We start from the raw sequence: 22781 nt of genomic DNA, 5'->3' as shown, positions 1-22781 counted from the left end.
CCCAACAAGGAGCCCCGCTGATGCCCGCTGCCCGCACCGTCCTGCTGACCGGCGCCGCCGGCGGTCTCGGCACCCTGATGCGCGGGCTGCTGCCCGAGTACGGGTACGAGCTGCGCCTGCTCGACATGGTCCCCGTCGAGGGCGCCCCCGACGCGGTCACGGCCGACCTGGGCGACCCCGCCGACCTGGGCGCGCTGCGCGAGGCGGTCCGGGGAGCGGACGCGGTCCTCCACCTCGCGGGCATCTCCCAGGAGGCGTCCTTCGACCGCATCCTGCGCGCCAACATCCAGGGCGTGCACCACCTGTACGAGGCGGCCCGCGAGGAGGGCGTCCGCCGGATCGTCTTCGCCTCCAGCAACCACGCGGTGGGCTTCACGCCCCGCCCCCGCGAAGGCGACCCGCTCGTCCCCGTCGCCACACCGCGCCGCCCGGACACGTTCTACGGACTGTCGAAGTGCTTCGGCGAGGATCTGGCGCAGCTGTACTGGGACCGGCACGGCCTGGAGACCGTGTCCGTGCGGATCGGCTCCTGCGTGCCCGAGCCGACGGACCCGCGGATGCTGTCCACCTGGCTCAGCCCCGCCGACGCGGCCCGCCTCTTCCACGCGGCGCTCACCGCCGAGGGCGTCGGCCACACCGTCGTGTACGGCTCGTCCGCCAACACCCGCGTGTGGTGGGACCTGTCGTCGGCGCGCGCGCTGGGGTACGAGCCGCGGGACGACGCGGAGCGGTACGCGGAGAAGGTCGTCGCGGAGCGGGGCGACCTGGACGACGCGAACCCGGACCACGCCCGCCTGGGCGGTCACTTCTGCACCAACCCGACCATGTGGCCGCACTGACGGAGCGTCGGCGCCGGGGCGGGGGAAAGGCACAGGCCCGGCCCGATCTCACGGGGGGCGACCCGGGCCGGGCCTGTGCGAGGGACGCGCGCATCCACGGGGGACAGATACGTCCGCGCCACAAAGTGACACTAAAGCCCACTCAAACGATCACTTATCCGCGGAGCGCGGCCCCCTGTCCGGTGAACGCGGCGCACCGCGGCATGCGGAAGCACGACCCGGCGCGGGGACCGTGGTGCCCGGAAGCACGACGGCGCGCGGGCCTCGGCGCGTGGAAGCACGACCCGGCGCGCGGGGCCCGGCGCTCACGCCCGCCCCGGCGGCGGCGCGTGCAGGGTCTGCGACGGCGTCTCGCCGAACCGCTCCCGGTACCGGGCCGCGAACCGCCCCAGGTGCGTGAAGCCCCAGCGCCACGCCACCTCGCTGACCGTCAGCCCGCCACCCGGCTCCGCGTCCCTCAGCTCGTCGCGGACCCGCGCCAGCCGTACGTCGCGGACGTACCCCATCGGGGTCGTGCCCACATGGGCGCGGAACGACTCCTGGAGCCGCCGGGTGCTCACCCGCGCGAGACCGGCCAACTCCGTCGCGGTGAACGGGTGCTCGGGCCGCTCCCGCACCGCGTCCATGACCCGCTTCACCGGCGCCGGGCGCAGGGCGCGGGCCGGTTCGTCGAGCTCGTCGCGGTACGGATGCGACGCGGCCAGCAGCAGCCCGCTGAGCAGCGCGTCCTTGAGCGGCTCGGCGACCAGCGGGTGCTGGGCGAGCCCCGCCGGGTCGGCCGCTTCGCGCGCGAGGCGCCGTACGAGCGCCGCCCAGTCGCGGCCCGCCCCACGCGCCAGGTCCAGCGTCGGCGCCAGGACGAGGGCGCGGGGCGGGGTGCGGCCCAGCAGTTCCTCCAGCCGCCGCCGCAGCGCGGCCGTCTCCACCTTGACGGCGACGACCCGGCAGTCCCCCGCCCACCGCTCGACCACGACCGGCCCGGCCGGGTTCAGCACCGTGGCCCGCTCCGGCGTGCCGGTGAGGGTGGCGCCCACGCCCTGCCGCAGTTCGAGCCGCCCGCTCAGCGGCACGTTCACGTGGTACGCGCCCAGCTCCCCGAAGCGCATCCGCACGTCGACGCCGCACCGCATGTCCCCCACGACGAGCGGCCCGAGGCGGACCGTCTCGAAGCGGGCGTCGAACCGCCGCCCCTGCCCTTCGATGACGTCCATGAACGTGGCGTAGAAGCGCTCACCGATCTCGCGGCGCGCTTCCTCCACGTCCCCGGTACGAAAAATGGTCCCTCCAGTCACGGGGCGAGAGAATATGCCTCCCGCACTTCCGTCCCGCGCCGCCCCCGTGCCCCGGTGCGACGGCCGCCGTACCCCCGGTGCGGCCGCCCCCGTGCCCCGGTGCGGCGGGCCCTGTGACTCCGGTGGCGGAAGGTAAGGGAACGGCAAAGCGGACTCGATCGTTACGGCAGTCATGACAGCTATGACCCCCGGCTCGAACATCCCCCTGTCCGCCGCGCGCGTGGCGGTGGACGTCTCCGCCCCGGTGCGGCTCGACGTCTCGGGCCTGCTGCTCACCGACCAAGGCAAGGTCCGGTCCGACGACGACTTCATCTTCTACAACCAGCCGTCGGGCCCCGGTGTCACCTACCGGTCCGGCGGCGGCACGGCACCCGACGCGATCACGGTGGACACGGCGGCGGTGCCCGCCGACATCGAGCGGATCGTCGTCACCGCGAGCCCGGACGCCGCGGGCCAGACCTTCCAGGGCATCGAGCCGACGGCCACGATCCGCGACGCCGCGACGGGCGCGGTCCTCGCGACGTTCACCCCGCCCCGGCTGGGCGCCGAAACGGCGCTGGTCGTGGTGGAGGTGTACCGGCGGGGCGGCGCGTGGAAGGCGCGCGCGGTGGGTCAGGGGTACGCGAACGGGCTCGCGGGCATCGCGACCGACTTCGGCGTGACCGTCGAGGAACCCCCCGCCGCTCCCCCGGCCCCCCAGCCCCAGCCGCCCGCGGCACAGCCCGCCTCCTCGACGGCCCCGCCCGAGCGCTCCCGCGCCGGTGCCACGCCCGCGCCCGCGCCCGCCGCTCCCCCGGTGGCTCCCCCGGCGTCGGGGAAGATCAACCTGGACAAGGGCCGGGTGAACCTCCAGAAGAACCAGACCGTGTCGCTGGTCAAGGGCGGCCGCCCGCTGCTGTCGCAGGTCAAGATGGGCCTCGGCTGGGAGCCCGCGTACCGGGGCAAGGACATCGACCTGGACGCCTCGGTCATCGCGTACGGCCCCCAGCGCAACCACCTGGACAGCTGCTACTTCGGCAAGCTGACCATTCTCGGCGGCGCCATCCGCCACTCCGGGGACAACCTCACGGGCGAGGGCGCGGGTGACGACGAGGTCATCACGGTCGATCTGGGCCGGCTGCCCGCCGACGCGACGGGCCTGGTCTTCACGGTGAACTCGTTCTCCGGGCAGAAGTTCACCCAGGTCGCGAAGGCCTACTGCCGGCTGCTGGACGCCGCGACGGGCGAGGAGCTGGTCCGTTTCGACCTGACGAGTGCCGAGCCGCAGACCGGCGTCATGATGTGCAAGCTGATCCGGCAGTTCTCCGGCGAGTGGGAGATGACCGCGATGGGCTCGTTCGTGAAGGCCCGCACGGTCCGCGACATGGTCCGCCCGTCGGCGGCCGCCCTCTAGGATCTGCCCGTACGCGCGCGAAGGCCCCGCCCGGCAGCCGGGCGGGGCCTTGTGGCGCAGGTCAGCGCCGGGGCGCGCGGTGCCAGGGCCCGGTGATGGCGAGCAGCAGGCCGGGCTTCTGGATGTTGGCGTACAGCGTCCGCCCGTCCGGCGAGAAGACGACCCCGGCGAACTCGGAGTCGTTGAGGTCGTTGCGGGCGATCGGGTACGTCCGCCCCGAGTCCGTCGCGCCGAAGAGGTGCTGGACGCCTTCGCCGTCCTCGGCGATGACCAGCCCGCCGTACGGCGAGACGGTGATGTTGTCCGGCCCGTCGAGGGCGCCGTCCTCGTCGGGGGCGGCGTTCACGCCGAGCAGCACCTTCAGGGTGAGCGTGCCGCGCTTCGGGTCGTAGAACCAGACCTGCCCGTCGTGCGGGGCGCCGGGGCTCTCCTCACGGGCGTACGAGGAGACGATGTACGCGCCGCCGTCCGCCCACCACATGCCCTCCAGCTTCCGGCCGCGCGTCACGTCGCCGTCCCCGAACTGCTCGCGCACGGCGACCGTCCGGGCGTCGCGGTCGGGCACGTCCACCCAGTCCACGCCGTACACGGTGCCCACGCGGGCGGCGCGGGACAGGTCGTCCACGAACCGGCCGCCCGCGTCGAAGCAGCGCGGCGCCTGGAGGACACCGGCGTCGTCGGCGAGGGTGCGCAGCCGGCCCCGGCCGTGCCGGAAGCCCTCCGGCGGGGCCCACCGGTAGAACAGGCCGTTGGGCGAGGAGTCGTCCTCGGTCAGGTACGCGTGGCCGCGCCGCGGGTCGATGACGACGGCCTCGTGGTCGAACCGGCCGAACGCCTTGACGGGCTTCGGGTCGCGGTTGGCGCGCCGGTCGTGGGGGTCCACCTCGAAGACGTAGCCGTGGTCCTTCGTCATGCCGTTCTCACCGGCGCGGTCGGAGTTCTCCTCGCAGGTGAGCCAGGTGCCCCACGCGGTGGCGCCGCCCGCGCAGTTGGTGGACGTGCCGGCGATGCCGACCCACTCGGCGGTGCGGCCGTCGCGGTGCACCTCCACGACGGTGCAGCCACCGGCGGCGGCGGGGTCGTAGACGAGGCCGTCGGTGAGCGGGACGGGGTGCTGCCACTTGGCGCGCGGCCCCTTCAGCTCGTGGTTGTTGACGAGCAGGGTGGTGCCGCGCGGCCCGGGGAAGGCGGCGGTGCCGTCGTGCCGCTCCGGGGTGAACTCGCCGCTCTCCAGGCGGGTCACGCCGCCGTGGGTGAGGACCCGGTACGAGAACCCGGCGGGCAGGGCGAGCAGCCCGGCCGGGTCCTCCAGCAGCGGGCCGTACCCGCGCCCGCCGCCCCGCACCTCCGGCGCGGCGATGGCCCCCGGCGCGGTGGCGAGGGCGCCGACCGTTCCGGTGAGGGCGAGGGCGGTGCCGGTGGCGGCGAACTCTCTACGGCTGAGCGGCATCGGGGCTCCTGTCTGGGCGATACGGTGCCCCCAAGGTGCCTGCGCCCCCTGAACCCCCGGCAAACCCCGGGCAACCAGCACCCCTCCCTCACACTGCGGCCCACCCCATGTAAGCCACACGGGCACGTCCGCCTGAGGGCCGCGTCGGCTCTCCGCTGTGGGCAGCTGGTCCGCCCAGGGGCGGAACGGGTGGGCACAGCGGACGTGCCGGGTGCCCGTACCAGCGCCCGCCGCACAGGTGCGCGCCCTCCCGGGCGGGGCCCCCGTTGCGCCCACCCGTCCACCCTGCGGGACGCCTGCCCACAACGGGGGCAGGTCCAGCCCCAGCGCGGCGAGGGATGGGCCCCGGCAGGGCCGAGGCCTTCGCCGGGCTTGGCGTCCAGCACGGCGGCGCCACCGCGGAGTGGAAGCCGTCGCAGGGCCGAGCGCCCTGGAAGGGCAGTGCCTTCATGGGGCACCCGGAGGTCCTGGGACGCGAGGCCCTCGCGGGGGCAGGCCCCGGAGGCGGGCCGCCAGGGCACCGGGCGGGAGCGGGCAGGAAGGCCACGGGCTCCCGGCAGCACCAGGGCCCTGGGGGTGGGCCCCCGGGGAAGGTCAGGCTCGGGAGCGGGCCTTGAACGCGGCCTTCCGGGCGTCCTTGGCCGCCCGCTTGTCCCGGTGCAACCGCCCCATCGCCTCCAGCACCTCCGGCGTGGCCGGATGCTCCACCCGCCACGCCTCGGCGAAGAACCCGCTGTGGCGCCCCGTCAGCCCCTCCACCAGGTCCTGGAGCTCCTCCAGGTCCCCGTCCGCGTCCAGTTGCGCGGCGATCGTGTCGATGGCCAGCCAGAAGATCATCGCCTCGGGCGGCGGCGGCACGTCCGCCGCGCCCCGCTCGGCCAGCCACACCCGCGCCAGCCCGCCCAGCTCCGGGTCGTCCAGCACCTCCCGCACGGCGGGCTCCGCCTCGGCGCCCACCAGGGCCAGCGCCTGCTGGCAGTGGAGCCGGCGCAGCGGCGACCCGGCGTCGGCGCCCTTCGCCGCGGCGAGCAACTCGCGGGCCGCGGCGACCGGTTCGCGCCCGGCGAGCCACCGCTCCGTCTCGGCCCGCGCCGCCGCCTGCGGGAAACCGCCGACCGCGCCGAGCAGTTCGTCAGCGCCCCGCTCCGCGAGGTCCCCGACCGCCGGGGCGTCCACGCCCGCCTCCAGCAGCCGGCTGCGGACGCCGTACAGCCCGAGCGGGGTGAGCCGCACCATGCCGTACCGGGCGACGTCGTCCTCGTCCAGCTCCGCGGGCGCCGGTTCGTCGGGCGCCTCCTCCGTCATCAGCGCCTCGTCGACGGGCCGGTACTCGACCAGGCCCATCGGCTCCAGCACCCGGAACTGGTCGTCGAGGCGCATCATCGCCCGCGACACCTGCTCCAGAACGTCGTCCGTCGGCTCGCCCATGTCGTCGGGCACGAGGACGGACGCGGCGAGCGCGGGCAGCGGTACGGGCCCTTCACCGGGGCCGCCCTCGGAGACGGTCAGCAGGTAGAGGTTGGCCAGCACCTCGTCCAGGAAGCGGGCCTCCGCCTCCGGGTCCCAGCCCAGCGCGTCGAAGTCGATCCGGCCGTCCGGCCCCGCCGCCGCCTCCAGCGCCTCCACGTCGTCGAGTACGGGCGCGGCGGCGTCGGCGAACACGGTCTCCAGGCCGTCCAGCCACAGGCCGAGCACATCGTGCGGGCCGCCGCGGGTCACCAGCGACAGGGCCTCCCCGGCCGTGACCGTGCCCGTACCCTCGGCGACGCCAGGACCGTCCACGCCACCGCGACCGTCCGCGCCGCCCGGCTCCTCCCGCACCTCCACGAGCCCCGTGTCCACGGCGACCCGCCACGCCTCGCTGGCGTACGCCTCGCCGTCCTCGTCCGCCGCGAGGCCCAGCGCCTCGGCGGCCGCGCCCAGTTGCTCGTCCACGAGCTCGCCGCCCGCGCCGACCCTCGTCTCCGGGCCGGCCCAGCGGGCCAGCCGTACGGCCCGCGCCAGTACCGGAGCCGCCAGCGCGGCCCGGGCCAGTTCGGCGTCCGGTCGGAGCCGTACCGGCGGCAGGGTCGTGCGGTCTGCGGGCATCGGCGGCATCTCCTCAAGGCGTGCGGCGGTGCGGGCCGGGCCGCCCTCCAGCGGCGCGGGCCCGGGCCGTCCCCAGCGTAGACGCATACGGAGGGCGCTCCGGGCGTTCACGCGGCCGACCACCCCCGTCCACTCGGACCCCCTTGACAAGTGGCCTGCTCACCCAAGAGATTGACGCGCGTAGAGCGGCGACCACACCTTTCCAGCCACTCCGCGCACCCTCACCTCCCACCATCTCTTGGAGTCCATTCATGGCTTCCTCCCTGCCGAGAACCGCTGCGGTCTCGGCGGTCGTCACCGCCGCACTGGCCGCCGGGCTGCTCGCCGGCGCCACCACCTCGGCGGCGGAAACGACCGACATCGTCCGTATTCACGACATCCAGGGCTCGACGCGCATATCCCCGCTTGTCGGCCAGCGCGTGACGGACGTCGCCGGCGTCGTCACCGGTGTGCGCACGTACGGCTCGCGCGGTTTCTGGTTCCAGGACCCGCGGGGGGACGGGGACCCGGCGACCAGCGAGGGCGTCTTCGTCTTCACCAGCTCCAAGCCGACCGTCTCCGTCGGCGACGCCGTCAAGGTGTCGGGCACGGTCACCGAGTACGTCCCGGGCGGCCTGAACTCCGGCAACCAGTCGCTCACGCAGATCTCGAAGCCGACCGTCACGGTCGTCTCCTCCGGCAACCCGGTGCCCGCGCCGGTCGCCGTCACCGCCGAGTCCGTCCCGGACGCGTACGCCCCCGAGGGCGACCCGGCCAAGAACGGCTCCGTCAACGGCCTGCCGCTCAGGCCCGGTTCGTACGCCCTGGACTACTACGAGTCGCTGGAGGGCGCCAACATCCGCATCGGCACCTCCCGGGTCGTCGGCCCCAGCACCGAGCACGCCGAGCTGTGGGTGACCGTCAAGCCCGACGAGAACGCCAACCGCCGCGGCGGCACGGTGTACGGCTCGTACACCTCGCAGAACTCCGGCCGCCTGAAGGTGCAGTCGCTGGTCCCGCTCGCCGAGCAGCCGTTCCCGACCGCGAACGTCGGCGACGTCCTGACGGGTGAGACCGAGGGCCCGCTCGACTTCAACCAGTACGGCGGCTACACCCTCACCGCGCGCACGATGGGCACGGTCGAGGACCGCGGCCTGAAGCGCGAGAGGACCCGCCCGCAGCACATCAGCGAGCTCGCCGTCGCCACGTACAACGTGGAGAACCTGGACCCGACGGACCCGCAGGAGAAGTTCGACGCGCTGGCGAAGGCCGTCGTGGAGAACCTGGCGTCGCCCGACATCGTCGCCCTGGAGGAGATCCAGGACAACAACGGCGCCAAGAACGACGGCACCGTCGCTGCCGACGAGACGCTGAAGAAGTTCACGGACGCGATCGTCGCCGCGGGCGGCCCCGCGTACGAGTGGCGCTCCGTGGACCCGGAGAACAACAAGGACGGCGGGCAGCCCGGCGGCAACATCCGCCAGGTCTTCCTCTTCAACCCCGAGCGCGTGTCGTTCACCGACCGGGCGGGCGGCCACGCCACGACCGCGACCGGTGTCGTCAAGGAGCGCGGCAAGGCCGCGCTGACCGTCTCCCCCGGCCGGATCGCCCCGGCGGACGCCGCCTGGGAGAACAGCCGCAAGCCGCTGGCCGGTGAGTTCGTCTTCCGCGGCCGCCCGGTGATCGTCGTCGCGAACCACTTCGGCTCCAAGGGCGGCGACGAGTCGATCGTCGGCCACCGCCAGCCGCCGAACCGTTCCTCCGAGGTGCAGCGCCTCCAGCAGGCGAAGGTCGTCAACGCGTTCGTCAAGGACGTCCTCGCGGTGCAGCGCAACGCCGACGTCGTGGTCCTCGGCGACATCAACGACTTCGAGTTCTCCGACACGACGAAGGCCCTCACCGACGGCGGCGTCCTGCGCGCGGCCGTCATGAGCCTGCCGCGCTCCGAGCGCTACTCGTACGTCTTCCAGGGCAACAGCCAGGTGCTGGACCAGATCCTGACCAGCCCCGGCATCCGTCACTTCGAGTACGACAGCGTGCACATCAACGCGGAGTTCGCGGACCAGAACAGCGACCACGACCCGCAGGTCCTGCGCTTCCGCCCGTAAGCACGGCGGACGAAACGGTACGTCGCCGCTACGCGCCCGGGGCGAGACTCAGCCCGGGCGTGTGGCGGCGCACCGTACTGCGCACCAGCCCCGGGTACGCCCGCACCCTGCGCCACTGCGGGGTGGGCCCCCCGATGCCGTCGCCGGGCGCGGCCAGGGCCTTCCGGTGGGCGTCGGCGCTCTCCCACTCGGCGTAGTTGAGGACGCGGGCGCCGTCGAGCCCGAGGTGGAAGTGGCCGGAGATCCCGCCCGGGTGGGGCGCCGGGTCGCTGCCGAGCGCCTCGAACACGGCGTCCACCCAGCCGCGTTGCCGCGCCGGGTCCGGCCCGTCGAACTCCACCTCCACGGTCACCACGCAGCCCGGCACCCGCTCGCCGCCGTCCGCACCGAGCCCGGCGACGCGGTACAGCTCGTACGAGTGGAGGGCGACCCGCTCGATGCCGGGCACCGCCGCATCGATCTCCGCGTTCCGCGCGGCGCGCTCGGTGCGCACCAGCTCCTGGTAGTCCTCCTCGGAGCGCCACTGCGAGTAGTGCAGCAGTGTGTCGCCGTCCTCGCCGATGTGGACGGTGTACGAGAGCAGTCCCTCGGTGGGCCAGGGCCTCTTCTCCCAGGTGCGGGCGATGGCCTCGACGGCCGCCCGCTGCCGCTCCGGGGTGCCGACGCGCCAGGTGCTCGCCTTGACGAGGCCGACGCCGGGCCGGGCGAGGTCGGGCCGGGCGTGGGGGCGGACGTGCGCGTTCAAGGGGTGCGGGTTCGTGCGGTGCGCGGTCATGCGTGTGCCTCCTCGGACGGGTGCCCGGCCGGACCCCCGTGGTCCGGCCGGGCACACCCATCCTGGAAGCTGTAGTTCACTTGAGGTCAAGCGTCATGTGGTCAGGAGTCTCCGGGCCACGTTCCGGTGAGCCGCCGCACGCCGACGGCACCGCCACGGTCCACGGCGGCCCGTACCGCCGCGAAGATGGCGCCCTGGAGGGCGGAGGCGATCAGGACCTCCCGCCAGGAGCGGTCCTCGTCCAGCGCGTCGGGCGCGTCACTGCCCCGGCCGACGGCCTTCCACGCCCGGGTGAACAGCGCGCTCGCGGCGGCACCGCTCGCGATGCCCAGGAGCAGCCCGAAGGGCCGGTAGAGCATGCTCTTCTTCCGCTTCGACTTCGTCCGGGGCCTCGGCGGCTTGCGCGCGCTCATCGTCCACTCCCTCCGAACCGGGTTCGCCCGAGCCCGCCGCCTCGGGACTTACCGCTGCCGAACCGCCCCGCCGCGAACCTGCCTCCGCCGAACCGGGCCCCTCCGGACCGGCCACCGCCCGGCCGGCCCCGCCCGAACACGCTCCTGGCGAACGCGGACCCGGCCGCACCCCCCGCCCGCGTGCTGCCACCGGGCCGCACCCGCCCCGCCACGAGCCCGCCCCGCCGCACCCGCGCGGTCGGCGCCGAGACCCCGTGGCCCGCGTGCCGCACCCGGCCCGCCCGGGCCACCGTGCCGCGCCGGACAGCGGTATCGATCCCGATACCGGCCCCGGCCCCGGCCCCGGCCCCGGCCCCGGCACCAGCACCGGCGGCGCCGCCCCGGTTACGCGCCCGGGTCGTCAGCACCGCGCCGAGCACGGCCAGGGCCACGGTCCCGGCGGACGCCGCGACCAGCGGGCGGCGGTCCATGCGGGCGGCGCGCGCCCGCAGATCCGTCTTCGCCATCAGCTGGTCGATCGTCTCGACCAGCTCCTGCCGTTTGCGCGCCGCTTCCAGGCGCAGTTCGTCCGGCCGTGTCATCGATGGACCCTCTCCTTGATCTCGTCGAGGTCGGAGCGCATGCCGTCGATCGCCCGCTCGGGCAACGGCGGCACGGCGCGCCGCATCTGCGCGCGTCCGGCGAGGCCCAGGACGGCGGCGATGAGGAACAGCACACCGGTCACGATCAGGGCGGCGGCCCACACCGGAAGGACCAGGGCGAGGAGCGCCACGCAGCTCCCGGCCAGGGCCATCAGCCCGATGTAGGCGACGGCGGTGGCGCCTCCGATGAGCCCGCCGCCGACTCCGGCCCGTTTGCCCTTCTGCGCGAGCTCGGCCTGAGCGGTGCGCAGCTCGGCCTTCACCAGATCGGTGAGCTGTTCCGAGGCGCGCTTGACCAGCTCGCCGACCGACGGTTCCGCGGTTCGGTACGCCACGGCGGTCGCCTCCCTCCTTGTGCGCGTACGGGGGTCTTCCGAGTACCCGGACGCCCACGCGCCATGCCACGCTTAAGCACCGCTTCACCACGCTCCGGAGCAGAACTAAGTAGACCTACGAGGTCACCGCCGGAAGACTGCCGGACATGATCGACGACACGACGACGCCCCGCCCCTTCGGCCGGGCCCTGTGCGCCATGGTCACGCCGTTCACGCCGACCGGGGCCTCCCTCGACCTGGACCGGGCCGCCGAACTGGCGGCGGACCTGGTGGCGCGCGGCTGCGACGGGCTGGTGCTGAACGGCACGACCGGGGAGTCCCCGACCACCTCCGACGCGGAGAAGCGGGAGCTGATCGGCGCGGTGCGGGCGGCGGTCGGCCCGTCGGTGCCGCTCGTGGCGGGCGTAGGCACGGCGGACACGGCGCACACGGTGGAGCTGGCCCGCCAGGCGGAGGCGGCGGGCGCGGACGGCCTGCTGGTCGTCCCGCCGTACTACAGCCGCCCGCCGCAGGCCGCCGTCGAGGCGTACTTCCGGCGGGTCGCGGACGCGACGGGCCTGCCGGTGATGATGTACGACATCCCGGGCCGTACGGCCACCCGGATCGAGCCGGACACGATGGCGCGGCTCGCGGAACACCCCCGGATCGTGGCCGTGAAGGACTGCGCGTACGACGTGCTGGGCACGACGAAGGTCCTCGCCCGTACGGCGCTGGCCTTCTACTCGGGCTGCGAGGAGCTGAACCTGCCGCTGTACGCGCTGGGCGGCGCGGGGTACGTCAGTACGGTCGCGAACGTGGCGCCCGCCGAGGTCAGGGCCGTACTGGACGCGTTCGACGCGGGCGACACGGCGGAGGCGGCCCGGCTGAACCGGCGGCTGCTGCCGCTGACCGAGCGCATGATGGCGTCGGGCCTGCCGGGCGCGGTCACGGCGAAGGCGCTCCTGGCCGCGGGCCCCCTCCGCGAACCGCTCCAGCCCGCCGGCCGGGAGGCGGCCGACGGGCTGCGGAGGGCGTACGAGGAGCTGGTCAGCCGGTGATGATGTTGCGGCCGAGGACCGCCACGTGCTCCAGCACGTCCTCCATCGGGTCGTCGATCTGACCGGCGTTGATCAGCGCGACCCGCGGCCCGTTGTGGGCGTGGCTGTTGCTCTCGTCCGCGTGGGCGGTCCCCGCCGTGAACACCCCCGCCACGGCGAGCAGCCCCACGAGCACAGCGGTCCTGGTGATCTTCATCTGAGTCCCTCGCCTTGCCGTTCGATGTGACCCTGCGTCCCCCTGTCCATCGCCCGAACGGCCCAGAGGTCACGCCCCTTCACCCTCCCGTGCGGCGTGTCGCGTTGCACCCGTGACGCTCGCAGGCCCCCGAGGGCCATGCCCCTTTCCTGTGAACTCCCGGCAGCGGGCTTCCTCAGTGATCGACCACCCACGATGCGTCGGAAGGCCAGGACCCCGCGCTCAAGATGTGGCGGAGGACCCTGAACGTTTCCTCAAGCGGCACGGTGTCCTCGTCCGGATACTCGTCGTGCTGTCCGTCGGAGAGAACGAAGCCCCTGCTCGACCCGCGGGCTCCCGGGTCGACCGCGTGCTCGCCGGGGTCGCCTTCTTCGTCGAGCAGCGACATCATCGCCCGCTCACCGTTGGTCACGAAGGCCACCAGGCGGCCGGACGAGCCGGCCAGCCATGTCTCGTGCTGCCCTCAGGCGATCCTCTCCTGAAGCGCCTGCCGCACGGTGCCGGAGGTCACCGGCACCTCACTGCCGTCGTCGATCACCCAGGTTCACGACCATCCCACAGAAGCACGGCGCGGAAGGCCCCCGGCTCCGCCCGAAGCGCCCGCGCACGAGCGCCCTCCCGGGCCGGCCTGGGGCCGTGGGAGGGCGCTCGATGCTGACCCGGCGTCGGGCTGGCGCCGACAGCTCGGCGGCGGGTCCGGGCGCCGGTCGAGGAGGCGGCCGCGGGGCGCGGCCGCCCGTGGTCAGTTGTGGCTGTGCAGGATGTCGTTCAGGCCGCCCCAGACGGCGTTGTTCGGGCGGGCCTCGACCGTGCCGGTGACCGAGTTGCGACGGAACAGGATGTTCGACGCGCCCGACAGCTCGCGGGCCTTCACGATCTGGCCGTCGGGCATGGTGACGCGCGTACCGGCGGTGATGTACAGGCCCGCCTCGACCACGCACTCGTCGCCCAGCGCGATGCCCACGCCCGCCTCGGCGCCGATGAGGCAGCGCTCGCCGACGGAGATCACGACGTTGCCGCCGCCGGACAGGGTGCCCATCGTGGAGGCGCCGCCGCCGATGTCGGAGCCGTCGCCGATGACGACGCCCGCGGAGATGCGGCCCTCGACCATGGACGTGCCGAGCGTGCCCGCGTTGAAGTTGACGAAGCCCTCGTGCATGACGGTCGTCCCGGCCGCCAGGTGCGCGCCGAGCCGGACGCGGTCGGCGTCCGCGATGCGCACGCCCTTCGGTACGACGTAGTCCGTCATGCGCGGGAACTTGTCGATGCTCGTGACCTGGAGGTGCAGGCCCTCGGCGCGGGCGTTGAGGCGGACCTTCTCGATGTCGTCCACGGCGACCGGGCCGAGCGAGGTCCAGGCGACGTTGGCGAGCAGGCCGAAGACGCCGTCGAGGTTCTGGCCGTGCGGCTTGACCAGCCGGTGGCTGAGCAGGTGCAGCCGCAGGTAGGCGTCGTGCGCGTCGATCGGCTTCTCGTCCAGGGACGCGATCACCGTGCGTACGGCGACGACCTCGACGCCGCGCCGCGCGTCGGTGCCGATTGCCTTGGCGGCGCCCTCGCCGAGGAGGCCGACGGCCCGGTCGGCGCTGAGCCGCTCGGTCCCGGCGGGCCCGGCCTCCTCGCTCAGCTCGGGCGCGGGGAACCAGGTGTCGAGAACGGTGCCGTCGGCGGCGATGGTGGCGAGGCCCGCGGCCACGGCTCCGGTGGTACGAGGTGCAGAAGTCATGCCCCGAACCTAACCGCCCGGACGCCACCGGTGCTAACCGGTACCACCCCGCGAGCACGGCACGAGTGCCCGGGAGCCACGAACGCACCCGTACCGCCCCCGGCCCCCGTCGAGCACCCACCCTCCGGTGGCCGGAAGCGCCGGGCTACTGTGCCGGTCCAGCACAGGGTCGTCGAACAGGAGTGCAGCGCATGACACAGGACAGCGGTCGGGGAGCCCCCTCCGACGAGCCCGGCAGAGCGGGCACGCCACCCGGCACGCCGCCCGGTATGCCGCCGTACCTCCCGCCGGGCCCGCCGCCCGGACCGTACGGGACGCCCGCGCCGCCCGGCGCCGGTGCCCCCTTCGGGCAGCTGCCCCACGGCGGCTGGGGCTGGGGAGCGCCGCCCCCGCCGAAGCCGGGCGTGATCCCGCTGGCTCCGCTGGGTCTCGGCGGCATCCTCGGCGGCGCGTTCGGGACCCTCGGCCGGTCCTGGAAGCAGCTGCTGGGGATGTCGCTGCTGGTCTTCGGCTTCCTCGGGCTGCTCGCCGGTGCGGCGGTGTACCTGGGCTACGACAGCCTGGAGAAGTCCCTGCTGGAGCTGGAGACGCGGGAGACGCTGCCGGACGCGGAGACGATGACGTCCTTCGCCTTCGGCTTCGGCGTGGTCTGGGTGGGCGCCCTGCTCCTGGTGCTGCTGGGCACGAGTCTCGTCCAGGCGGCGTGCGCGGCGGCCCTGCGCGGCGCGGTGCTGGGGCGGACCGTCCCGTTCGGCACCGTCTGGCGCGAGTCGTGGTCCCGGGTGTGGGCGGTGGTGGGCGCCAACCTCCTCGTGGCCGTGATGACCGTGGTGCCGGTGTTCTTCCTGTTCGCCGTGGGCTGGGTCAGCGCGATGGTCTCCCTCTTCTCCATGCTGGAGGAGGCGCCGCAGCTCTGGTCCATACCCGGCTGGCTGGCGCCCGTGGCGCTGCTGGCCGCCCTGGGCGCCGGCCTGGTGGGCGTCTGGCTGTGGGTCCGGTTCAGCCTCGCCCCCGCGGCGGTGGTCTTCGAGGGGCTGGGCCCTATCGCCGCCCTGCGCCGCTCCGCCCGGCTGGTGCACGGCGACTGGTGGCGGGTGTTCGGCATCACCCTGCTCGCCGCGATCATGGCCGGGTTCGCGGCCTGGATCGTGCAGATGCCCTTCCAGCTGGCCGGCATGATCCCGACCGCGTCCCTGTCCGCGGGGAGCCCGCAGGAGCCGTCCCTCGCGCCCGTGCTGGCCGCGATGGTCTCGTCGATAGCGATCACCACGCTCGGCAGCGTCATCGCGCAGACGGTGACCTCGGTGTTCGCTCCCCTGATGAACGCCGTCCTCTACGTGGACCGGCGCATGCGCACGGAGAACCTCGCCGCCTCGCTGGCCGAGGCCGCCGGGGTGCGGCCCGCCCCGCAGCCCTACCCGCAGACTCCCCCGCAGCCGTACGCGGGGCCGTCCCACCCCGCGTAAACGCCCCGGTCAGACGCCCCGCGTAAACGCCCGCACGGAACGCCGGGAACACCTGGAGCTCACCGGTACGCCCGGACGGCTCCGGACGGCTCCGGACGGAACGCCCACGCCGAACACCCGGGCGCACCCCGGACACACGAGAACGGCCATGCCCGCGGGGGCATGGCCGTTCTCGTGTCCCGGGCCCGGCGGAACCGCCGGGCCGCCGGTCTCAGACGTTGAAGCCGAGCGCGCGCAGCTGCTCACGCCCATCGTCCGTGATCTTGTCCGGGCCCCACGGCGGCATCCAGACCCAGTTGATCTTCAACTCGTTGACGATGCCGTCCGTCGCCGCCTTCGCCTGGTCCTCGATCACGTCCGTCAGCGGGCAGGCCGCCGACGTCAGCGTCATGTCCAGCGTCGCGACGTTGGAGTCGTCCACGTGGATGCCGTAGATCAGGCCCAGGTTGACGACGTCGATGCCCAGCTCGGGGTCGACCACGTCGTACAGCGCCTCCCGGATCTCCTCCTCGGACGCGGGCTTCACCGTTGCCGTCTCGTTCTCGCTCATGCCGTCTTCCTATCCGCGTTCGCGGGCTCTTCGCCCAGGGCCTGGGCGGTCGCGTCCTTCCACGCCATCCAGCTCAGCAGCGCGCACTTCACCCGGGCCGGGTACTTGGAGACGCCGGCGAACGCGACCGCGTCCTCCAGCAGCTCCTCCATCGCGTCGTCCGGCTCGATCCGGCCCTTGGACTGCATCAGCTCCAGGAACGTCGCCTGGACCCGCTGCGCCTCCTGGAGCTCCTTGCCGACCAGGAGCTCGTTCAGCACGGAGGCCGAGGCCTGGCTGATGGAGCAGCCCTGCCCCTCGTACGACACGTCCACGACGCGGGAGCCGTCGTACTTCACGCGGAGCGTGATCTCGTCACCGCACGTCGGGTTGACGTGGTGCACCTCGGCGTCGCCCGGCCGCAAGCCCCGCCCGTGCGGGTTCTTGTAGTGGTCCAGGATGACGTCCTGGTACATCGAATCCAGCTTCACAACGATTAACCTCGCGTCCCGTCGGTCGCCGCACCGTGTGTCCCCCGGGGGCCGGGGGCCGTCCCCCCGGGAAAGCACAGCACGAGTCAGTCAGTCCCTCATCCGAAGAAGTTGCGGACGTGCTCCAGGCCGTCCACCAGGGCGTCCACCTCGGCGGGCGTGGAGTACAGATAGAACGACGCTCGCGTGGTCGCGGGAATTCCGTACCGGAGGCAGACGGGCCGCGCGCAGTGGTGGCCGACGCGGACCGCGATGCCCTGCTCGTCGAGGACCTGGCCGACATCGTGGGGGTGGATGTCGCCGAGCGTGAAGGAGATCGCCGCGCCGCGGTCCTCGGCCGTGGTGGGGCCGATGATCCGCAGGTCGGGGACCTCCTGCAGGCGCTGGATCGCGTACTCGGTGAGCGCGTGCTCATGAGCGGCGATCTTGTCCATGCCGATCGCGGACAGGTAGTCCACCGCCGCGCCGAGCCCGACGGCCTGGGCGATCGGCGGCGTGCCCGCCTCGAACTTGTGGGGCGCGGGGGCGTACGTGGACGAACTCATCGAGACGGTCTCGATCATCTCGCCGCCGCCGAGGAACGGCGGGAGGTCCTCCAGCAGCTCCTGGCGGCCCCACAGCACGCCGATGCCGGTCGGGCCGCACATCTTGTGGCCGGTGAACGCCACGAAGTCGGCCTGGAGGGCCTGCACGTCCAGCGCCATGTGCGGCGCGGCCTGCGACGCGTCGATGAGGACGAGCGCGCCGACCTCCTGGGCGCGGCGCACGATGGCCTCGACCGGGTTGAACGTGCCGAGGATGTTGGAGACCAGCACAAAGGAGACGATCTTCGTCTTCGGTGTGATGACCTCGTCGATCCTGGAGAGGTCGAGCCGGCCGTCGTCGGTGAGCCCGAACCACTTCAGCTTCGCACCGGTGCGCTGCGCCAGCAGCTGCCACGGGACGATGTTGGAGTGGTGCTCCATCTCCGTGATGACGATCTCGGTGTCGGAGTCCACGCGGTAGGGCTCGTCGGCCCAGCCGAGCATGTTCGCGACCAGGTTCAGCGACTCCGAGGCGTTCTTGGTGAAGATCACCTCGTTGCGGCTGGGCGCGTTGATGAAGGCGGCCACCTTGTCGCGGGCGCCCTCGTACAGCTCCGTGGCCTCCTCGGCGAGGACGTGCACACCACGGTGGACGTTGGCGTTGTGCTGCTCGTAGTACTCGCTGAGCACGTCGATCACCTGGCGCGGCGTCTGGGACGTCGCCGCGTTGTCCAGGTAGACGAGCTTCTTGCCGTCGTGGAGGACACGGTCCAGGATCGGGAAGTCCTTGCGGATCGCCTCAGCGTCGAGGAGGCCCGGCAGCTGTGTCACGCGGATACGCCACCCTTCGCGTAGGACTCGTAGCCCTCCGCCTCCAGCTTGTCGGCCAGCTCGGGGCCGCCCGACTGGACGATCCTGCCGCCGGCGAAGACATGGACGTGGTCGGGCTTGATGTAGCGCAGGATGCGCGTGTAGTGCGTGATCAGCAGCGTGCCGACCTCGCCGGTCTCGCGGACGCGGTTGACGCCCTCGGAGACGATGCGCAGGGCGTCCACGTCGAGGCCGGAGTCGGTCTCGTCCAGGATCGCGATCTTCGGCTTGAGCAGCTCCAGCTGGAGGATCTCGTGGCGCTTCTTCTCACCGCCGGAGAAGCCCTCGTTCACGTTCCGCTCGGCGAAGGCCGGGTCCATGTTGAGGCGCTCCATGGCCTCGCGGACCTCCTTCACCCACGTGCGCAGCTTCGGGGCCTCGCCGCGGACGGCGGTGGCGGAGGTGCGCAGGAAGTTGGAGACGGAGACGCCGGGGACCTCGACCGGGTACTGCATGGCGAGGAAGAGGCCGGCGCGGGCGCGCTCATCGACGGACATCTCCAGGACGTCCTCGCCGTCGAGGGTGACGGTGCCGCCGGTGATCGTGTACTTGGGGTGACCGGCGAGGGAGTAGGCGAGGGTGGACTTGCCGGAGCCGTTGGGGCCCATGATGGCGTGGGTCTCGCCCTGCTTCACGGTCAGGTCGACGCCCTTGAGGATTTCCTTCGTGCCGTTCTCGACCTCGACGGTGACGTGCAGGTCGCGGATTTCAAGCGTTGCCATGGGTGACTCAGGACTCCTGGGTGACGGAGACGAGCACATCGTCCCCTTCGATCTTTACGGGGTATACGGGGACGGGGCGCGTCGCGGGAAGGCCGGACGGCTTGCCGGTACGGAGGTCGAAGCTGGAGCCGTGCAGCCAGCACTCGATGGCGCAGTCCTCGACCTCGCCCTCGGAGAGGGAGACGTTCGCGTGCGAGCAGATGTCGTTGATCGCGAACACCTCCCCCTCGGTGAGGACGACGGAGACCGGCGTGCCGTCGATCTCCACCCGCTTGGGGGTGTCCTCCGTCAGCTCGCTCAGGCCACAGACGCGGACGAAGGCCATCAGACGGACGCCTCCAGCTCCGCCTCGATCTTCTCGATGAGCCGCTCCTCGACGTCGGGCAGGCCGATCTGCTGGACCAGCTCGGCGAAGAAGCCGCGGACGACGAGGCGGCGCGCCTCGACCTCCGGGATGCCACGGGCCATCAGGTAGAACAGCTGCTCGTCGTCGAAGCGGCCGGTCGCCGAGGCGTGGCCGGCACCGGCGATCTCACCGGTCTCGATCTCCAGGTTGGGCACCGAGTCGACCCGGGCGCCGTCCGTGAGGACGAGGTTCCGGTTCATCTCGTACGTGTCGGTGCCCTCGGCGGACGCCTGGATCAGCACGTCGCCGATCCACACGGCGTGCGCCTGCTCGCCCTGGAGGGCGCCCTTGTAGACGACGTTCGACGTGCAGTGCGGGGCGTTGTGATCGACCAGGAGGCGGTGCTCCTGGTGCTGGCCCGCGTTGGTGAAGTACAGGCCGAACAGCTGCGCCTCGCCGCCCGTCCCGGCGTACGCGACGCGCGGGTGGATGCGGACCAGGTCCCCGCCGAAGGTGACGACGACGGACTTGAAGGAGGCGTCCCGGCCGACGAGCGCGTTGTGCTGCGCCACGTGGACGGCCCGGTCGTCCCAGTCCTGGACGGAGACGACCGTCAGCTTGGCGCCGTCGCCGAGGACGTAGTCCACGTTGGCGGCGAGGACGGCCTCACCCGTGTGGTCGATGACCACGACGGCCTCGGCGAACGCGCCGACCTCGACCACGAGGTGGCCGAAGGAGGTGCCGCCCTGCCCGTGCACGGCGATGCGGACGGGCTCGGTGAGCACGGCCTCCTTCGGCACGGTGACGACCGTGGCCTTCTCGAACGAGGAGTACGCCTGGGCGGCGACCCGGTCCACCGGCGTGCCCGCCTTGCCGAGCCGCGCGTCGTCGCGGCCGACGGCCTCGACGGTGACGGCGTCGGGCGCGGTCACGTCGACGCGCACCCCTTCACCGGTGGCGTCGGCGGTGCCGTCGTGCAGTCCGCGCAGACGCTCCAGCGGCGTGAACCGCCACTCCTCCTCACGGCCGTGCGGGACGGGGAAGTCCGCGACGTCGAAGGACGGGGGGGCGCTCATGCGCGTGGCGACGGTCGACTCGGCCGCCACCGCGATGGAGCCGGCGGTGGTCGAGCCCACCGGGATGTTCTCAGCCATGGCTGTCGTGGTTTCTCTTCCTACGTGCGTGCGTCGTCAAGTCGTGCGGGGGGCGGTGCGGCGTCAGCCGACCGAGCCCTCCATCTGGAGCTCGATCAGCCGGTTGAGCTCCAGGGCGTACTCCATCGGCAGCTCCTTGGCGATCGGCTCGACGAAGCCGCGCACGATCATCGCCATGGCCTCGTCCTCGGAGAGGCCGCGGCTCATCAGGTAGAAGAGCTGGTCCTCCGAGACCTTGGAGACCGTGGCCTCGTGGCCCATGGAGACGTCGTCCTCGCGCACGTCGACGTACGGGTACGTGTCGGAGCGGGAGATCGTGTCCACCAGGAGCGCGTCGCACAGGACGTTGGACTTGGAGCCCGGGGCGCCCTCGCCGATCTCGATGAGGCCGCGGTAGGAGGTGCGGCCACCGCCTCGCGCCACCGACTTGGAGACGATGTTGGAGGAGGTGTTCGGCGCCATGTGGACCATCTTGGCCCCGGCGTCCTGGTGCTGGCCCTCACCGGCGAAGGCGATGGACAGGGTCTCGCCCTTGGCGTGCTCGCCCATCAGGTAGACGGCCGGGTACTTCATGGTGACCTTGGAGCCGATGTTGCCGTCGACCCACTCCATGGTCGCGCCCTCGTAGGCCACGGCCCGCTTGGTGACCAGGTTGTAGACGTTGTTCGACCAGTTCTGGATGGTCGTGTAGCGGCAGCGCGCGCCCTTCTTGACGATGATCTCCACGACGGCGCTGTGCAGCGAGTCGGAGGAGTAGATCGGCGCGGTGCAGCCCTCGACGTAGTGGACGTAGGCGTCCTCGTCCACGATGATCAGCGTCCGCTCGAACTGGCCCATGTTCTCCGTGTTGATCCGGAAGTAGGCCTGGAGCGGGATGTCCACGTGCACGCCCTTCGGCACGTAGATGAAGGAGCCGCCGGACCACACGGCCGTGTTCAGCGAGGCGAACTTGTTGTCGCCGACGGGGATGACCGTGCCGAAGTACTCCTGGAAGAGCTCCGGGTGCTCCTTGAGCGCGGTGTCCGTGTCCAGGAAGATCACGCCCTGGGACTCCAGGTCCTCGCGGATCTGGTGGTAGACGACCTCGGACTCGTACTGGGCCGCGACACCGGCGACGAGGCGCTGCTTCTCCGCCTCGGGGATGCCGAGCTTGTCGTACGTGTTCTTGATGTCCTCCGGCAGGTCCTCCCAGGACTCGGCCTGCTTCTCGGTGGACCGGACGAAGTACTTGATGTTGTCGAAGTCGATGCCGGAGAGGTCGGAGCCCCAGGTCGGCATGGGCTTCTTCTCGAACAGGCGCAGACCCTTCAGCCGCAGCTTCAGCATCCACTCGGGCTCGTTCTTCTTCGCGGAGATGTCGCGGACGACGTCCTCGTTGAGACCGCGCTTGGCGACGGCACCGGCCGCGTCCGGGTCGGCCCAGCCATATTCGTACCGACCCAGGCCCTCGAGCTCGGGGTGGCTGATCTCGGTGGTCATGCGGGGTTCCTCCCGGCCGTGCTTGCGGATGGTGATGAAGGGGTCTTGGGGTGCTTCGGATCGCTGTGCGGAATGAACGTCGTGCAGACCCCGTCGCCGTGGGCGATGGTGGCCAGCCGCTGGACGTGCGTCCCGAGCAGTCGGGAGAAGATCTCCGTCTCCGCCTCGCAGAGCTGCGGATACCGCTCCGCGACGTGGGCGACCGGGCAGTGGTGCTGGCACAGCTGCTGCCCGACCTGCCCGACCGGCGCCTCGCGCGCGGTCGCAGCGTACCCGTCCGCGCTCAGCGCCCTGGCCAGCGCCTCGGCCCGCCGCTGCGGCGGCGCCGACTCGACGGCTTCGCGGTACGCCTCGGCCTGGGCCTCGATCCGGTCGCGGGCGAAGGCGGCCACGGCGGCCTCTCCCCCGGCGTTCTGCTCGATCCAGCGCAGTGCGTCGACCGCGAGGCTGTCGTACGACTGGTCGAAGGCGTCCCGGCCGCAGTCGGTCAGCGCGAAGACCTTGGCGGGGCGGCCCCGGGTGCGGGCGCCGTAGACGCGCTGTTCGCGCGGCGCGACCACACCGTCCCCGACGAGCGCGTCGAGGTGCCGGCGCACGGCGGCCTGGGTGAGGCCGAGCCGCTGGGCGAGTTCCGCGACGGTGGACGGGCCGTGGTCCAGGATGGACCGCGCGACCCGGTTGCGGGTGGACCGCTCTCCGGTCGCGAGCTCCTCCCCGGAGGCCGTGGGAGTCTCACCGACGTTTTTCACAACGCCATTGTTGCGTAATTCCGGAGAGAGTGACAAGCCGCGCCGGTACGACCCCCCGGTGCCGTGCGTCACTTAGGGAAACCTAACCTGACCTGCGGAAACGATCACCGGGGCCCGGCGCGCGGTCCGCCGGGCACGGGCCCGGGGGCACCCCCGCCCCCGCCACGGACCGCCAGGAA

The 22781-nt window shown here is 72.7% G+C and carries 23 protein-coding genes; 5 read left to right on the top strand and 18 right to left on the bottom strand.

Annotated elements, in window-relative coordinates:
- Window positions 1-20: 20 nt before the first annotated feature.
- Window positions 21-839: an NAD-dependent epimerase/dehydratase family protein gene (locus J116_RS22190; RefSeq protein ID WP_023589279.1), complete on the top strand. Its 819-nt coding sequence runs from the start codon at window positions 21-23 to the stop codon at window positions 837-839.
- Window positions 840-1144: 305 nt separating this feature from the next.
- Here J116_RS22190 and J116_RS22185 read toward each other — a convergent pair whose 3' ends face one another.
- Window positions 1145-2131 carry an AraC family transcriptional regulator gene (locus J116_RS22185; protein ID WP_235617375.1) on the bottom strand — a complete coding sequence of 329 codons (987 nt, stop codon included), beginning with the start codon at window positions 2129-2131 and terminating at the stop codon, window positions 1145-1147.
- A 181-nt stretch (window positions 2132-2312) separates the two neighbouring features.
- Between J116_RS22185 and J116_RS22180 the strand changes: the two genes are divergently transcribed.
- On the top strand, window positions 2313-3524 hold the full coding sequence (locus J116_RS22180; RefSeq protein WP_023589277.1) for a TerD family protein: 1212 nt from the start codon (window positions 2313-2315) through the stop codon (window positions 3522-3524).
- 61 nt (window positions 3525-3585) lie between these two features.
- Here J116_RS22180 and J116_RS22175 read toward each other — a convergent pair whose 3' ends face one another.
- Window positions 3586-4974, bottom strand: a complete 1389-nt coding sequence (locus tag J116_RS22175) for an alkaline phosphatase PhoX (RefSeq protein WP_023589276.1) — start codon at window positions 4972-4974, stop codon at window positions 3586-3588.
- Window positions 4975-5568: 594 nt separating this feature from the next.
- On the bottom strand, window positions 5569-7062 hold the full coding sequence (locus tag J116_RS22170; RefSeq protein ID WP_023589275.1) for a hypothetical protein: 1494 nt from the start codon (window positions 7060-7062) through the stop codon (window positions 5569-5571).
- A 251-nt stretch (window positions 7063-7313) separates the two neighbouring features.
- Here J116_RS22170 and J116_RS22165 point away from each other — a divergent pair, with 251 nt between their 5' ends.
- Window positions 7314-9149, top strand: coding sequence for an endonuclease/exonuclease/phosphatase family protein (locus J116_RS22165; protein WP_023589274.1), 1836 nt, complete (start codon window positions 7314-7316; stop codon window positions 9147-9149).
- Between the two features lie 28 nt (window positions 9150-9177).
- Here J116_RS22165 and J116_RS22160 read toward each other — a convergent pair whose 3' ends face one another.
- The 4 genes from J116_RS22160 to J116_RS22145 all read right to left on the bottom strand — a co-directional run bounded on the left by J116_RS22160 (window position 9178) and on the right by J116_RS22145 (window position 11313).
- Window positions 9178-9924 carry an antibiotic biosynthesis monooxygenase gene (locus J116_RS22160; protein ID WP_023589273.1) on the bottom strand — a complete coding sequence of 249 codons (747 nt, stop codon included), beginning with the start codon at window positions 9922-9924 and terminating at the stop codon, window positions 9178-9180.
- Window positions 9925-10025: 101 nt separating this feature from the next.
- Window positions 10026-10337, bottom strand: a complete 312-nt coding sequence (locus J116_RS22155) for a DUF4235 domain-containing protein (RefSeq protein WP_023589272.1) — start codon at window positions 10335-10337, stop codon at window positions 10026-10028.
- Window positions 10334-10918 (bottom strand): hypothetical protein, encoded by a 585-nt coding sequence (locus J116_RS29220; protein WP_028964395.1) that lies wholly within the window; start codon window positions 10916-10918, stop codon window positions 10334-10336. Before J116_RS29220 ends, J116_RS22155 begins: the two co-directional genes overlap by 4 nt.
- A complete protein-coding gene (locus J116_RS22145) occupies window positions 10915-11313 on the bottom strand; it encodes a phage holin family protein (RefSeq protein WP_023589271.1) in 399 nt (132 codons plus the stop codon). The genes J116_RS29220 and J116_RS22145 overlap by 4 nt, the downstream gene beginning before the upstream one ends.
- A 146-nt stretch (window positions 11314-11459) precedes the next feature.
- Between J116_RS22145 and dapA the strand changes: the two genes are divergently transcribed.
- The gene (gene dapA / locus J116_RS22140) at window positions 11460-12350 is read left to right on the top strand and encodes a 4-hydroxy-tetrahydrodipicolinate synthase (RefSeq protein WP_023589270.1); all 891 of its coding nucleotides are present in this window, start codon (window positions 11460-11462) and stop codon (window positions 12348-12350) included.
- Here the strand turns inward: dapA and J116_RS22135 are convergent.
- From J116_RS22135 to dapD, 3 genes are all read right to left on the bottom strand, one after another.
- Window positions 12340-12546, bottom strand: coding sequence for a hypothetical protein (locus J116_RS22135; RefSeq protein WP_023589269.1), 207 nt, complete (start codon window positions 12544-12546; stop codon window positions 12340-12342). The two genes, dapA and J116_RS22135, sit on opposite strands and share 11 nt — an antisense overlap.
- A gap of 175 nt (window positions 12547-12721) precedes the next feature.
- Window positions 12722-12958 carry a hypothetical protein gene (locus tag J116_RS22130; RefSeq protein ID WP_235617374.1) on the bottom strand — a complete coding sequence of 79 codons (237 nt, stop codon included), beginning with the start codon at window positions 12956-12958 and terminating at the stop codon, window positions 12722-12724.
- Window positions 12959-13288: 330 nt separating this feature from the next.
- On the bottom strand, window positions 13289-14272 hold the full coding sequence (dapD, locus tag J116_RS22125) for a 2,3,4,5-tetrahydropyridine-2,6-dicarboxylate N-succinyltransferase (RefSeq protein ID WP_028964393.1): 984 nt from the start codon (window positions 14270-14272) through the stop codon (window positions 13289-13291).
- 191 nt (window positions 14273-14463) lie between these two features.
- Here dapD and J116_RS22120 point away from each other — a divergent pair, with 191 nt between their 5' ends.
- Window positions 14464-15738, top strand: coding sequence for a DUF7847 domain-containing protein (locus J116_RS22120; RefSeq protein ID WP_139140506.1), 1275 nt, complete (start codon window positions 14464-14466; stop codon window positions 15736-15738).
- 211 nt (window positions 15739-15949) lie between these two features.
- Here the strand turns inward: J116_RS22120 and J116_RS22115 are convergent, their stop codons facing one another.
- The 8 genes from J116_RS22115 to J116_RS22080 form a co-directional block, all read right to left on the bottom strand.
- On the bottom strand, window positions 15950-16288 hold the full coding sequence (locus J116_RS22115) for a metal-sulfur cluster assembly factor (RefSeq protein WP_023589266.1): 339 nt from the start codon (window positions 16286-16288) through the stop codon (window positions 15950-15952).
- On the bottom strand, window positions 16285-16758 hold the full coding sequence (gene sufU, locus J116_RS22110) for a Fe-S cluster assembly sulfur transfer protein SufU (RefSeq protein ID WP_023589265.1): 474 nt from the start codon (window positions 16756-16758) through the stop codon (window positions 16285-16287). The genes J116_RS22115 and sufU overlap by 4 nt, the downstream gene beginning before the upstream one ends.
- Before the next feature lie 98 nt (window positions 16759-16856).
- The gene (locus J116_RS22105) at window positions 16857-18113 is read right to left on the bottom strand and encodes a cysteine desulfurase (protein WP_023589264.1); all 1257 of its coding nucleotides are present in this window, start codon (window positions 18111-18113) and stop codon (window positions 16857-16859) included.
- Window positions 18110-18874, bottom strand: coding sequence for a Fe-S cluster assembly ATPase SufC (gene sufC / locus J116_RS22100; protein WP_028964391.1), 765 nt, complete (start codon window positions 18872-18874; stop codon window positions 18110-18112). Before sufC ends, J116_RS22105 begins: the two co-directional genes overlap by 4 nt.
- A gap of 7 nt (window positions 18875-18881) precedes the next feature.
- The gene (locus tag J116_RS22095) at window positions 18882-19199 is read right to left on the bottom strand and encodes a bifunctional 3-phenylpropionate/cinnamic acid dioxygenase ferredoxin subunit (protein WP_023589262.1); all 318 of its coding nucleotides are present in this window, start codon (window positions 19197-19199) and stop codon (window positions 18882-18884) included.
- The gene (gene sufD / locus J116_RS22090; protein ID WP_023589261.1) at window positions 19199-20374 is read right to left on the bottom strand and encodes a Fe-S cluster assembly protein SufD; all 1176 of its coding nucleotides are present in this window, start codon (window positions 20372-20374) and stop codon (window positions 19199-19201) included. The genes J116_RS22095 and sufD overlap by 1 nt, the downstream gene beginning before the upstream one ends.
- Before the next feature lie 63 nt (window positions 20375-20437).
- Complete coding sequence (sufB, locus tag J116_RS22085) at window positions 20438-21853, bottom strand: Fe-S cluster assembly protein SufB (protein ID WP_023589260.1); 1416 nt, start codon at window positions 21851-21853, stop codon at window positions 20438-20440.
- Window positions 21850-22602 (bottom strand): helix-turn-helix transcriptional regulator, encoded by a 753-nt coding sequence (locus tag J116_RS22080; protein WP_023589259.1) that lies wholly within the window; start codon window positions 22600-22602, stop codon window positions 21850-21852. The genes sufB and J116_RS22080 overlap by 4 nt, the downstream gene beginning before the upstream one ends.
- Window positions 22603-22781 lie beyond the last annotated feature (179 nt).

The sequence above is a fragment of the Streptomyces thermolilacinus SPC6 genome (assembly GCF_000478605.2).
Lineage (GTDB): Bacteria > Actinomycetota > Actinomycetes > Streptomycetales > Streptomycetaceae > Streptomyces > Streptomyces thermolilacinus.
Note: the sequence above shows the minus strand (reverse complement) of the source record. Positions and strands in the feature narration are given on the sequence as shown.